This window comes from Streptomyces sp. 147326, assembly GCF_045000215.1.
Classification (GTDB): Bacteria; Actinomycetota; Actinomycetes; order Streptomycetales; family Streptomycetaceae; genus Streptomyces.
The window spans coordinates 809,670-822,661 of the sequence record NZ_CP134201.1 but is presented as its reverse complement, the minus strand read 5'-3'; the positions used below and the strand labels follow the sequence as shown (position 1 = coordinate 822,661).

Below are 12,992 nucleotides of genomic sequence, written 5' to 3'. Positions count from 1 at the left end.
CGGATGAACGGCTTTGACGAACCGGCGGTAACTCCTCGAAGCGTTCAGGTTACGCAGAAGGGAGAAAAAGCCGACGGGTGCGAAATGGGCCATCCCGCGGCTCGACTTCCACAAGATCCGTTATGTAGTGTTCCCGTTATTCACCGCCCAACGGGGGCGGACGGCAACTGAGGGCTTGGTCCGGACTATTTCCGGAGTGTGACGGGCCCCGCAGAACCGGCAGACCACCGCCCCCGCCGCGCTCCCTACAGGGGGAATGCGTGTCCCGACACGGGGGATCAGCCATCCGGTTCCAGCTTTTGGGGCCTTTGAGTATTGCGCACGGCCCTGAAACCGTCGTTCTCAAACCGTCCAAGCCGACCAGTCTTCTCGCCGCACTTCTGCTGCATCCGGGCGTCGTCGTATCGACCACCTACCTGCTGCGCGCCGTATGGGACGAAGAACCGCCCGCGACGGCCCGCGCCGCACTGCAGACGTGTGTCCTCCGGCTGCGCCGGCTATTCGCCAAGTACGGCATATCCGCGACCACCATAGAGGCCGTTCCCGGCGGATACCGGATGCACAACGACACCGAGACCCTCGATCTCGTGCTGTTCCGCACGCTCACGGCCCAGGCCGCGTCTGCGGCCGGCCCGGGGGAGGAGCTCTACCGGCTCCGCGAGGCGCTGTCGCTCTGGCACGGGCAGCCGCTCGCCAACGTGGCCTCCCGCATGCTGCAGCAGGACGCGGTGCCCGCGCTCGAACAGGAGCGGCTACGGGTCCTGGAACGGGTCTGCGACCTCGAACTGGCCGCCGGGAACTGCCACCAGGTCCTCGTCGACCTGTACGAGAGCGCACGCCGGCACCCGGTGCGCGAACGCTTCACCGAGCAGCTCGTCGAGGCCCTCTACCGCACCGGGCGGCAGGCCGAGGCGCTCGCCGAGTACCGCACGGTGCGCGACCGGCTGCGCGACGAACTGGGCATCGACCCGGGCCCGGGGCTGCGGCGGCTGGAACTCGCCATCCTGCGCGCCGAGGACCTGGCACCCGCCCCGCCGGAGCCCCCGCGCGCGGTGACCACGGCCGAGGTCCCCGCACTGCCCGCCGGAGCGGCCGCCACCGCCCGGCCGGGCCCGGCGGTGCTCCCCGTACCGGCCTTCGCCGGGCGCGAGAACGACCGTACGGCCATGGCCGCACGGCTCACCGCCGCCGACGGGCCACGTCTGGTCGTCGTCTCGGGGGCGCCGGGCATCGGCAAGTCGGCGCTGGCCCGCCAGACCGCGTACGAGGCGCAAGAGGCCTTCCCCGGCGGGGTGTTCACCGTCCCGCTGGCCCGGCCGGACGGGACCGCGGTCGCCGTCGAGGAGGCGTCCCGCCTGCTGCCCGAGCCCGGCGCCGGGCGGCGGCTGATCGTCCTGGACGGCGCGGCCGGCGCCTGGCAGGTGCTGCCCCTGCTGCCCGCGGCGGGGGACGCGTCCGTCCTCGTGACCAGCAGGCGCGGCCTCGCTGCGGTCGTCGCCACGCACGGCGGCGCGGTGCACCGGCTCGACGTGCTGCGGCCCGCCGAGGCGCACGCGCTCCTCGCCGGCCTCCTGGGAGCCGAGCGGATCGCGGCCGAGCCCGCCGCCGCCCGGCGACTGGCCACCGTGTGCGGGCACTTCCCGCTCGCCCTGCGGATCGCCGCGGGACGGCTGCTGACCCGGCCCGGCCTGTCGGTCGCGGACGGCGCGGCCTGGCTCGCGGAGGATCCCCCCGCGCGGCTGGCCCTCGCGGAGGACGCCCGGCTCTCGGTACCCGAGGTGCTGGGGCAGGCGCTCGACGGGCTGGCTCCGGAGCTGCGGGAGGCGTTCCTCCGGCTGGGCGCGCGCGCCGCGGACGACGACCCGTCGGCCGAGGAGAGCGAGTCCGTACTCGAACAGCTCGTGGAGGCGGGGCTGTTGGAGGACGGGCCGCCCGGCCCGTACCGCCTCCACGACTTCCTTCGCATCTACGCGCGTTGGCACGTCCGCATGCGCAAGACGGCCGCAGCCGCGGCACCCGCGGTCACGGCCGCAGCCGCACCCCGCTGACCCGAACCGACCGGCCACGCCCACCCGCTTCGCCCGCCCCCACCTCCCCTCTCGCCTCCCCCTCCCTTCCTCCCTCGCCGATCCCGCCCAGACCGCACTCAGGGGTGTCCCCATGGCTCACGCCAGCTACCAAGCCGTTGCCGCGACCCGTCCCCGGATCCGCCGGGACGTGCTGTTCACCGAGACGCCGGACGGCGTGCTGTTCCACAACGCGGACGGCGGCTTCCGCCTCACGGCCAAGTCCGCGTACCGCTTCGCGACGCTGATCGTCCCCCACCTCACCGGCGAGCACTCGGTCGCGGACCTGTGCCGGGGCCTCGGCGAGGCGCAGCGGACGATGGTCGGCGACCTCGTCCGGACCTTGTACGAGCGGGACTTCGCACGGCCCGTCACCACCCCCGCCGAACCCGCGGTCGGGCAGGCGGCGCCCGCTCCGGACGTGGCCCGCCGGTACGCCCCGCAGATCGCCTACGCCGACCACTACGCCGACGACGCCGAGGCGCGGTTCCTGCGCTTCCGGGAGACCCGGGTGGCCGTACTCGGCGAGGACGACGTGGCCCGCTGGTGCGCGTCGAGCCTGATACGCAACGGCTGCGCGGCCGTCGGCGTGCTGCCGGGCCTCGACACCTCGGCGCTCGACGCGGAGGCCGCGGAAGCCGTCGCCGACGGCTGCCCGGTCGAGCTCCGCACGCTGCTCCCGGCCGCAGGCCAGGAGCCCACCTGGTCCGAACTGGCCGACTACGAGCTCGTGGTGGTCACCGGCGGCCGGTCCGCCCCCGCCCGGCTGCTGCCGCTGCTGCGCGCCGGGATCCCGGCCGGCCGCACCCTCCTGCCGGCCTGGTCGTACGGCTCCGACGCCGTGATCGGCCCTCTGATGGCCTCGGGCGCCCCCGGCTGCTGGACCTGCGCCGCGCTTCGGCTCGGCGCCGCCGTGGGCCGCGACTCCGCCGCCGCGGCCGAGCTGTGGAGCGCGCTGGCCCTGCCCGGCAGCCCCGCGGCGGCCGGACCGGAGCCGGCGCGGCCGCTGGCCGCGATGATCGGCAACCTCCTGGGGTACGAGGTCTTCCGCACCACCTCGGGAGCCCTGCCCGCCGAGACCGCGGGCCAGGTGATCGTGCAGGACATGGCCTCGCTGGACGTCACGGCGGAGCCGCTCCTCGTACACCCGCGGTGTCCGTTCTGCGTGCCGGGTGAGGAGGCGGCGTGGGAGGCCGTGGCGCCCGTGGACCTCTCCACGGCAGGCACCATTGGGACGCCCGCCCTGCCCACCCTGGAGACCGCGCGCGAAGCGGACGCCCTGGTCGAGGAGTTGAACCGGCGCTCCGCACTTGTCCGTCCGTACACGGGCGTGTTCACGCGCTACGCGGACGAGCCGCTCACCCAGCTCCCCCTCAAGCTCAGCGTGGTGGAACTGGGCATCGGCCACGCGGGCCCCCGGTCGATCGCGGCCTTCGACGTCCACCACGTCGCCGGGGCGCGGATGCGCGCGCTGGACGCCGCGGCCGTGGTCTACGCCGAGCACGTCGTCCCCGCCCGCGGTGTCGTGGCCCGGGCCGAGGGGGCGGTCGCGGAGGGCGCGCTGACCGTCGCCTCCGGTCTGCCGGGCACGGCCGGCGCCTGGCAGCAGGCCGTCTCGCTCGTCACGAAGGAGCCCGCGCTGGTTCCGGCGGGTGCGGTCCGCCCCTTCGGGCCGCACAACGGAGACCGGCTCTTCGAGCGCACCCGGGCCGGCACCGGAGCCGGACCCTCGCCCGCCGACGCGGCCGCCGCGGGCCTGGTGTCCGCCCTGGCCCACGACGCCCTGCTGCGGGCGGTGCGCGGGGCCGCGGCCGCGGCCGTACCGCTGACGGACGAGACGCCCGATGCCGAACTCACCTTCCTCGTACGGTCGGCGGAGCGCCTGGGGCTGGGCATCGAGCTCCTGGACCTCGGCGAGGGCGGACGCTCCGGGGTACAGGTGCTGCTCGCGCGGGCGGGGGAGCGCTGGGCCGTGGGCGCGGACCTGGACCGGCAGGCGGCCGTGGTGGCCGCGCTGCGGGACCTGCTGGGCTCCGTGCAGTACGAGCGGGACGACGCCGCGCCCGGCGGGCCGGCCGACACCGGTGATCCGCTGCTGCGGGACCTCGACGCCCGCACGCTCACGGTGTCCGCCGACGCCCGGCCCGTCGCCGGCGGCGGGGCCGCCGACTGGTCCGAGGTGCTGGACCGGCTGCGGGCGGCGGGCCGTGACGCCTACGCCGTCCCCACCGGGGCCGCGGACCTGGCCTCGGCCGGACTGCACACCGCCAGAGTGCTGCTCACCGCCGCCGCCCAGGAGCCGGGCGATGACCACTGATCCGCTGACCACCGATCCGCTGACCGCGGACCCGCTGACCGCGGACCCGCTGGTCGCCGATCCGCCGCACACGCGTCCGCGGGCCGCCGACCGGCTGACCGTCGGTCCCGAGGTCGCCGCCGCGCTCGGCCCGGACGCGGCGGCCCGCTTCACCGCGCTGCTGGAGCGCTCCCTCGGCCTGCTCGGCGGCCCTCGGGTGACGCTGGCCGCCCTCGGGTTCGGCGACGCCTTCACCCGGCCCGCCCCCGAGGCGGGCGACGGGGCGGCCGTCCCCGTGCACCTGTACGGCCACCAGGCGGTCGTAGGGCCGCCCGGGGGCTGTGCCCGGTGTCTGGAACGCCGCTGGCAGGCGGTACGGTCCGTCGCGCTCCGCGACGCCCTGGAACTCGGCGGCGGCACCCTTGCCGCCGGCGACTCGCCGTACGCGCATCCCTTCGCCGCCCAGGCGCTGGCGGCCCTGATCACGGCGGCCCAAGAGCCCGGGCCGCCCGGCGCCCCGGTCACCGGCGGCGGCTTTCCCGAGGTCCGGCTGCTGGACCTGCGGACCGGCTGCGTCCGCAGGTACCCCCTGGTCCCCGACCCCGAGTGCCCGGTGTGCGCCGCGCCGGAGGAGGACACCGCCGAAGGGGCCGTGCCGGAGCTGCCGCCCGCGCCGAAGTACCGGCCCGGGGTCTTCCGTACCCGCCCCGTCGAGTCGTACGGCATCGACGTGGCGGCCTTCGCGAACCCGCTGTGCGGGGCGCTGGGGCCCTCCCTCGTCCAGGACGTCTCCTCCACCTCCACCTCCGCGACCATCGGCTGCTTCTCGATGCGCTCGGGCGCCTACCTGCGCGAGACGTTCTGGGGCGGCCACACCGACTCCTTCGCGCGCAGCGCGCACGTGGGGGTGCTGGAGGGGCTGGAGCGTTACGCCGGGATGCGGGCGCGGGCGCGGACCACGAGCGTCACCGGCTCGCTGAACCGGTTCGGGGCCGACGCGGTCGACCCGCGGCAGGTCGGCCTCTACAGCGAGGCCTTCCACCGGGAGAACCCGCGCGTGCGCCCCTTCGACCCGGACCGGGAGATCGCCTGGGTGTGGGGCTGGTCGCTGCGCGACCGGGTGCCCCGCCTGGTCCCGGAGATCCTGACGTACTATCACGCGCCCGGCCTGGAGAACCGGTTCGTGCAGGAGAGCTCCAACGGCTGCGCCTCCGGGGGCAGTACGGCCGAGGCCGTGTACTTCGGGCTGATGGAGGTCGTGGAGCGCGACGCCTTCCTGCTCACCTGGTACGGGCAGCAGCCCCTCCCCGAGATCGACCCGGCGAGCAGCTCCCGGCCGTCGACCCGCGCGATGGTCGACCGGCTGGCCATGTACGGCTACCGGGCACGGTTCTTCGACACCCGGATCACCTTCCCGATCCCCGTCGTGACCGCGGTGGCCGAGCGGTTCGACGGCGGCCCCGGCCGGATGTGCTTCGGGGCGGGAGCAGGTCTCGACCCGGAGTCCGCCCTGGACTCGGCGCTCTGCGAGATCGCCACGGACGCCGTCAACCTGCCCGGGCGCACCGAGCGCGACGAGGCCCGACTGCGCGCCATGGCAGCCGACTTCGGCCTGGTCACGGCGCTGCACGACCATCCGCTCGTGTACGGGATCCCGGAGATGGGCCGGCACGCGGACTTCCTGCTGCGCCCGCCCGGCCGGAAGCACGAGCGCCCGCGAACGGTGGCCGATCTGGTGTGGCCCGACGCAGGGGGCTCCGACGCGTCCGAGGACGTGCGCACGGATCTGCAGCGGTGCGTGTCGGCGGTGACGGCGGAGGGCTTCGACGTCGTGGTCGTCGACCAGACGATGCCCGAGCAGCGGGCCCTCGGCCTGCACACCGTGAGCGTGCTCGTCCCCGGGCTGCTTCCCATCGACTTCGGGTGGTCCCGGCAGCGGGCCCTCGGCATGCCGCGGATGCGGACGGCCCTGTTCACCGCCGGGCTGCGCGGGCGCGCGCTGGAGCCCGGGGACCTGAACCCGGCCCCCCACCCCTTCCCCTGACCCGGCCGCCGCCACCGGCGTCCCACCCGAACGTAGGAGGACCCATGGGCTACGCCCATGTCTACGCCCACGCGATCATGCACCGCGGCCGGGTACCGATGGAGCCCGTCGACTTCGTGCCCGACTGGGCCGACCGGCCCCGCAAGGCCAAGTTCCACCCGGACGCGGAAACGTTCCCGCTGCCCGCTGCGCTGCCGGACGCGGTCGCGCGGCGGCCCGCGGCCGGATTCACCCTGCCGCTGCTGTCCGGGCTGCTCAGGGACTCGTACGGGCTGACCGGACGGCGTCTCGCGGTCCAGGCCAACACCGACCTGGCCGCGCTGCCGCACTACACGCACGCGAACTGGTCGCGGGGCACCGCCTCGGGCGGCGGGCTCTACCCGGTGGGCGTCCACTGGGCGGCCGGGCCGGGCGGGCCGCTGACACCGGGGCTCTACCACTACGCGCCGCACCAGCACGGGCTGCGCCGCCTGCTGACGGGCGATGTCACCGGGCAGGTCAGAGAGGCCCTCGGCCCCGGGGCGGGCGCGGCGGCGGAGGGCACCCAGTACCTCGTCCTCAGCGTCAAGTACTGGCAGAACGCGTTCAAGTACAACAGCTTCTCCTTCCACGCCGTGAGCATGGACGTGGGCGCACTGGTGCAGACCTGGCGCCTGTGGGCGGCGCGGTACGGGCTGCGGATCGACCCGGTGCTGTGGTTCGACGAGGAGCGGCTGGCCCGGCTGCTGGGCGTGGCACCCGAGGAGGAGGGCGTCTTCGCGGTCGTGCCGCTGGTGTGGGAAGGCGGGACGGCGCCGGGGGAGAGCGTGCCGGTGCCCGGGGCAGTCGGCGCCGTGGACGCCGCCGTCCGCCACCGGGACGTCGAACGCTCCCGCCAGGTCCTCGTGTTCGAGACGCTGCTGCGCATCCACGAGGCCACCGCCGGGCGGGCCGCCGACCGCCCGGCACCGGGCCTGCTGGACCGGGCCGCCGCGTTCCCGCCGCGGGGCGCCGATCCGCTGCCGCTGCCGCCGCCTCCCGCGCCGCCGGCCGACACCGGGCGGGCCCTGCGCGAACGCCGCAGCAGCTTCGGCCGCTTCGACGCCTCCCGGCCGGTCGCGGCCGACCGGTTCGCCGCCGCGCTGGCCGACTGCGCGGCCACCCGGTACGGCACGGAGGCCGAACGCCCGGACGGCCCCCCGCTCACCACGCTGTACGCGTTCGTCAACCACGTCGAGGGCATCGCCCCGGGCGCGTACGCCTACGACCCCGCCGCGCACACCCTGCGCCTGGTGAAACAGGGCCCGCCGGGCCCCTTCCTCCAGCGCACCTACTTCCTCTCCAACTACAACCTGGAACAGGCCGGCGCGGTGCTCGTCCCGACGGTCCGCACCACGGCGGTCCTGGACACCGTGGGCGACCGCGGCTACCGCCTCGTCGGAGGCACCATCGGCGCCGTCGCGCAGACCTTCTACACCACCGCCGCGGCCTTCGGCCTGGGCGCCGGCGTCGCGCTCGGCTTCGACAACATCGCGTACATCGAGGAGTTGGGGCTGACCGGAACCGACGAGGCACCCCTGCTGATCATGCTGCTGGGCCACGAGCGCCCGCGGCCGGCCGACTTCCGCCACGAAATCGCCTGAAAGGAGCGGGACCATGAACACCATCGAGTGGCACGCGGGAGACCGCTTCATGCTGCGGGTCGCGGGGCTGCCGCTGGCCGCGGTCGACGCCCTGCGCGCCGCGGACACCCGGCGCTGGGCCGAGGACGTCCTGACCGCCGAGGCTGCACTGGGCGAGGGCGCCGCGCGGCTCGGCGACGTGCTCCACGGAGCCGTCGGGGCCACCGACCCGGCTCCGGACGGCCCGGGCGCGGTCCGGCGCCGCGCACTGCTGCTGCTGCGCCGCCAGATCCACAACGGCCGGCTGCCGGCCCGTCCGGACGCCTCGACGGAGACGGCCGTGGAGGCCGTCGCGGCCGTGGACGAGGCCTCCGCCGAGCAGTTGGCAGGCTGGCTGCACCGGCGCCGGCTGTTCGACAAGCTGCTGGCCGAGGGCCCGCCGCTGCTCACCGCGGACCTGGCCCGCAACCGGGCCGCACTGCGGGAGCTGGTGGCCGACGACCGGCTGCGGCTCGGCCTGCTGCTGGCCTCTCCGGTGCTCGAAGGCCAGCTGGACGGCTACGCGCGCACCGAGGGCGTGCCGACCGGGCGGGCCCGCAAGGCCGAGCGGTCGGTCCTGTCGTACGTGTACCGCACGGCCTGCAAGACCAGTCCCTTCAGCACCTTCACCGCGGTGGCGACCGGCCGCTTCACGGACGGTGCCGGAGCGGGCGGTGCCGGAGCGGGCGGCGTGCGGGTGGCCGGCGAATGGACCAGCCACGTCCGCCTCAACGTCGTCGTCCTCGCCCGGCTCGCGGAGCTGATCCTGGCCGATCCCGTCCGCCGCCGGGACCTGCCGCTGCGCCCGGCCTCGGGATGGGGCCACGAGGAGGACCGGATCCGCTACGTGCGGCGCTCGGTCACCGCGGGCGACGACGCGGCCGCCGTCACCTTCGACGCGGTCAAGGACCGGCTGTTCTTCCTGCGCCGCAGCGGCACCCTCGACCGCCTCCTCGGCCTGTTCGCCGAGCGCCCCGAGCTGCGCCACCAGGAGCTGGCCGACTGGCTGGCCGCCGAGCACGCCGCCGACCCCGCCGACTGCGAGGCCTACGTCTCCGCCCTCCTCCAGCTCGGCATGGTGCGCGTGCCCTGCCTCGACACCGAGGTGCACAGCGGCGACCCGCTGCGGTCCTTCCAGCAGTCGCTGACCTCGCTGGAGCGGCCCTGGGCCGACCGCCTCGCCGCCCTGCTCGAAGCGCCCGCGGCAGCCCTGGCCGCCTACCCCACGGCCGGGCACGCGGAACGGGCCGGGCTGCTACGGGCGCTGCGCACCGGGCTGCACCGGATCCAGGAGGAGCTCGGCGCACCGGACGCGGCCCTGCCGCAGACCCTGCTGTACGAGGACGTGAGCGCGGGCCGCGAGCTGCCCTGCCCGCCCCGGGACTGGGCGGCGCTGCGCGCGGTCGAGCGGATCCTGCCCGCCTTCGACCTCACACTGGCCCAGCGGATCACCTTCGAGGGGTTCTTCACCGCGCGGTACGGCGCGGGCGGCCGCTGCGAGGACCTGCTGGGGCTGGTGCACGACTTCCACGAGGACTTCTTCGACCAGTACCTGTCGTTCACCGCGCGCCGCAAGCCCTTCGACGAGCACGGCGCATACGTGCCGGAGGTGAACTGGCTGGGCCTGCTGGGCATCCGGGCCCTGGACGCGGCGCGCCGGGCGTTCATCGGCCGGATGCGGCAGGCCTGGGCGGCGTACGGGGGCACCGGCGTCCTTCGCCTCGACGAGGCGGACCTGACGGCGGTCGCGGGCGAACTCGGGTCGGTGGCACCGGACTTCGCGCCCCGCTGCCACCACCTCCAGCTCGCCCGCGATCCCGTCGACGGCAGCCCGCTGACCGTGCTGAACCGCTCGTACGGCGGACTGTCCTTCCCCTTCAGCCGGTTCACGCACGTGTACGACGGGCCGGGCGGGACGGACGCCGGCTTCTCCGCGGAACTGCGGGCCACGGCAGGCCGGATCACCCCGCCCGGCGCGGTCCTCGCCGAGGTCACCGGCGGCCCGGTCACCACCAATCTCAACCTCCACGGCCGCCTGACCGACCACGAGATCGTCTGCCCCGGCGAGAGCGGCACGCTTCCGCCGGAGCGCCGGCTCCACCTCGACGACCTGTACGCCGAGCACGTGCCGGCGAGCGGGCGGGTGGTGCTGCGTTCGCGGCGGCTGGGCTGCCAGGTGATCCCCGTGTACCTCGGCTATCTGGTACCGCTCGCGCTGCCCGCGATCCCGCGCACGCTCCTGCTGCTGTCCCCGTCGTCGATGTCACCGCTCGACGTGTGGGCCGGGGTACCCGAGGGACCGGCGCACGACAACGTGAGCGTCCGGCCCCGGGTGGTGCACGGCGACGTCGTGCTCAGCCGCCGCAGCTGGACCACCACGGCCGGCGACCTGCCCGTCCAGGGGGCCCGGGAGGCCGGGCACTTCCTCGACTGGCAGCGCTGGCGCCGCGCCCACCGTCTGCCGGAGCAGGTGTTCGCGACCGTCTCGGCGGGCCCCTCGGCCGCTGGGGCCAAGCCGCAGTACGTGGACTTCGCGAGCCTGCTCTCCCTCGCGGCCTTCGAGACGCTGCTGCGCGATCCGGCGCACCGGGTCGTCTTCCGCGAGATGCTCCCCGACCCCGACGGCCTGCACGTGCACTCGGCGCGCGGCGCCCACGTCGCCGAACTGGCCGTCGAGACCTTCACCACGACCATCCGAGACCAGGAAGGCGGCACGCGATGTCCGAGCTGACCCCGTCCACCCCCGGCGCACACGCCGGGACCCGCGGCGCCTGGCAGGCCCTGCACGTCTTCTACGCCGCCAACCCGCAGCCCCTGCTGGTGCAGTGCGTCCGGCCGCTGATCGCCGGGCTCACCGCCGACGGGCTGCTCGCCGGGCACTTCTTCATCAACTACTGGCTGGAGGGGCCGCACGTACGACTGAGACTGCGGCCGGCCACCCCCGAGGCCGGGCCCGAGGTCCGGCGGCGCGCCGAGGAGGCCGTCGCCGCGTTCCTCAAGGCCCGGCCGGCCCTGTACGAAGTCGACTCCGGATTCCTCAACGAGTTCTACAACACGCTGTTCGACATCGAGTTCCCGGAGGGCGACCGGGCCGCGTTCATGGGCCCCGACGGCCGGATGAACCTGCGGCCGAACAATTCGTTCTCCCGGGAACCGTACGAGCCCGAATTCGGAAAGTACGGCGGCCCGGCCGGCATCGAACTCGCCGAATGGCATTTCGCCCGCTCAAGCGATCTGGTCATCGACGCCCTGCACCGCATGAACCTGCACCTGCGGACCGTCCTGCTCGGCACCTCCGCCCAGCTGATGATGGTCATGGCGGGCGTCTTCCTGCCGGACCGCGAGGAACTCACGGGATATCTCGACCGGTACTACGAGTTCTGGCACCAGGCCTTTCCCGGCACCGGGTTCATCGGGTCCGAGGAGTACGACCGGACCTACGCTCAGACCGCGCCCGGGCTCGGCCGCCGCTTCACCGCCGTGCGCGAGGCGCTCGCCTCCGGTGAGACCGGCCGGCTGCCGGCCTTCCTCGCCGGGTGGGCGGAGCACTGCCGGGAGCTGCGCGAGCGCGCCGAGGCGCTCGCCGTCGCCGGGGACCTGGTCTTCCGCTCGTGGGACGGCACCCGCGACGAGCAGGTGACGGATCCCGCCGTGGCCCTGCCGCTGCTGCTGTCCCCGTACATGCACATGACCAACAACCGGCTGCACGTCACCATCCGCGACGAGGCGTACCTGGCCCATCTGCTGGGCCGGGTACTGCGCGAGGGCGACAGTGACGGCGAGGGCCGGACCGAGGGCGCGGCGGTCGCCCCGTGACCGGCCCCGTACCCGCCCCCGCGCCGGGCCCGGCCGGGCTGCTGGCACACCGGCCCGCCCTGCGGCCCGAAGTCCTGCTGTCCGCCCCGCTGCTCGACGGGCCGGCCACCGTCCACCTGGTCAAGGACCCGGTGTCCGGAGCCTCGTTCGAGATCGGGCCCAAGGAGTTCTTCCTCGTCTCGCGGCTGGACGGCTCCCGCACCCTGGCCGAGATCGGCGCCGAGTACGGACACGCCTTCGGGCGGCGGCTCGGCGAGGGCAACTGGCAGCAGTTGCTGGCCCTGCTCGGTACCCGCCGGCTGCTCGTGGGCGGCCCGCCGCCGCCCGCACCCGCGCCGCCCGGCAAACCTCTGCGGGGCACGCTGCTCCGCGGCACGCTGCGCCTGGTCGCGGACGCCGACGCCACCACGGCCCGGCTGCACCGCGCCCTGCGCCCGCTGCTGCACCCCGTGGTGCTCGGCCCCCTGCTCCTCGGCTGCCTCGCCATGGAGGTCGTACTGGCGGCGTCGGCCGGTGAACTCGTCCACGCCTTCGGGTGGTTGCTGCGCCATCCGGCAGCCCTGACGGGGGTGGCCACGCTCATGTGGCTGAGCACGGCCCTGCACGAGTTCGCGCACGGCGTCGCGGCCCGCCATGTCGGCGGTACCGTGGGCGAGATCGGGCTGCGGTGGCGGCTGCCCGCCGCCATCATGTACTGCACCGTGGACAACTACCGCTTCCTGGCACGGCGTCGGCACCAGGTGGCGGTCGCCTCCGCGGGTGCCTTCGCCAACCTGCTGTTCCTGCTGCCGTTCTTCGGCTGGTGGGCGGCGCTGCCCGGGGACGACCCCACCCGGCGGGTGCTCGCCGCGCTCCTGCTCGCCGGCAGCGCGCAGGCACTCGTCAACCTGATCCCGCTTCCACCGCTGGACGGCTACACGATGCTCGGCCACGGCCTGCGCGTGACACGGCTGGCGCCCGCCAGTTCGGGGTACCTGCGTCTGCGGATGCGCGACCGGGCGGCCGCCGCCGCGTACCCGCCGCGAGCCCGCCGGCTCTACCTCGGATACGGCATCGGTTCCGCCGTGCTCGTCCTGCTGCTGGCGGCCGGCCTCACGGGAGCCGTCTGGTACGCCGTCACCACCTGACCC

At 75.0% G+C, this 12,992-nt stretch carries 7 protein-coding genes; all 7 read left to right on the top strand.

The features are described 5' to 3' along the window. Window positions 1-308 precede the first annotated feature (308 nt). The 7 genes from RIU97_RS03970 (at window position 309) to RIU97_RS03940 (ending at window position 12,989) form a co-directional block, all read left to right on the top strand. Window positions 309-2,048, top strand: coding sequence for a BTAD domain-containing putative transcriptional regulator (locus tag RIU97_RS03970; protein ID WP_404953363.1), 1,740 nt, complete (start codon window positions 309-311; stop codon window positions 2,046-2,048). A 112-nt stretch (window positions 2,049-2,160) separates the two neighbouring features. Next, window positions 2,161-4,383, top strand: coding sequence for a TOMM precursor leader peptide-binding protein (locus RIU97_RS03965; protein WP_404953362.1), 2,223 nt, complete (start codon window positions 2,161-2,163; stop codon window positions 4,381-4,383). Further along, window positions 4,373-6,406 carry a TOMM precursor leader peptide-binding protein gene (locus RIU97_RS03960; protein ID WP_404953361.1) on the top strand — a complete coding sequence of 678 codons (2,034 nt, stop codon included), beginning with the start codon at window positions 4,373-4,375 and terminating at the stop codon, window positions 6,404-6,406. Before RIU97_RS03965 ends, RIU97_RS03960 begins: the two co-directional genes overlap by 11 nt. 44 nt (window positions 6,407-6,450) lie before the next feature. Then, window positions 6,451-8,028, top strand: a complete 1,578-nt coding sequence (locus RIU97_RS03955; RefSeq protein WP_404953360.1) for a SagB family peptide dehydrogenase — start codon at window positions 6,451-6,453, stop codon at window positions 8,026-8,028. A 13-nt stretch (window positions 8,029-8,041) separates the two neighbouring features. Next, complete coding sequence (locus RIU97_RS03950) at window positions 8,042-10,777, top strand: lantibiotic dehydratase (protein ID WP_404953359.1); 2,736 nt, start codon at window positions 8,042-8,044, stop codon at window positions 10,775-10,777. Then, on the top strand, window positions 10,765-11,862 hold the full coding sequence (locus tag RIU97_RS03945) for a lantibiotic dehydratase C-terminal domain-containing protein (protein WP_404953358.1): 1,098 nt from the start codon (window positions 10,765-10,767) through the stop codon (window positions 11,860-11,862). Before RIU97_RS03950 ends, RIU97_RS03945 begins: the two co-directional genes overlap by 13 nt. Next, window positions 11,859-12,989 (top strand): M50 family metallopeptidase, encoded by a 1,131-nt coding sequence (locus RIU97_RS03940; RefSeq protein ID WP_404953357.1) that lies wholly within the window; start codon window positions 11,859-11,861, stop codon window positions 12,987-12,989. Before RIU97_RS03945 ends, RIU97_RS03940 begins: the two co-directional genes overlap by 4 nt. Window positions 12,990-12,992: the final 3 nt, after the last annotated feature.

What these genes read in the sequence shown, in the direction of transcription:
- RIU97_RS03960 (WP_404953361.1), top strand. Translation starts at nt 4,373, where the DNA reads ATGACCACTGATCCGCTGACCACCGATCCGCTGACCGCGGACCCGCTG.
- RIU97_RS03950 (WP_404953359.1), top strand. Translation starts at nt 8,042, where the DNA reads ATGAACACCATCGAGTGGCACGCGGGAGACCGCTTCATGCTGCGGGTC.
- RIU97_RS03955 (WP_404953360.1), top strand. Translation starts at nt 6,451, where the DNA reads ATGGGCTACGCCCATGTCTACGCCCACGCGATCATGCACCGCGGCCGG.
- RIU97_RS03965 (WP_404953362.1), top strand. Translation starts at nt 2,161, where the DNA reads ATGGCTCACGCCAGCTACCAAGCCGTTGCCGCGACCCGTCCCCGGATC.
- RIU97_RS03945 (WP_404953358.1), top strand. Translation starts at nt 10,765, where the DNA reads ATGTCCGAGCTGACCCCGTCCACCCCCGGCGCACACGCCGGGACCCGC.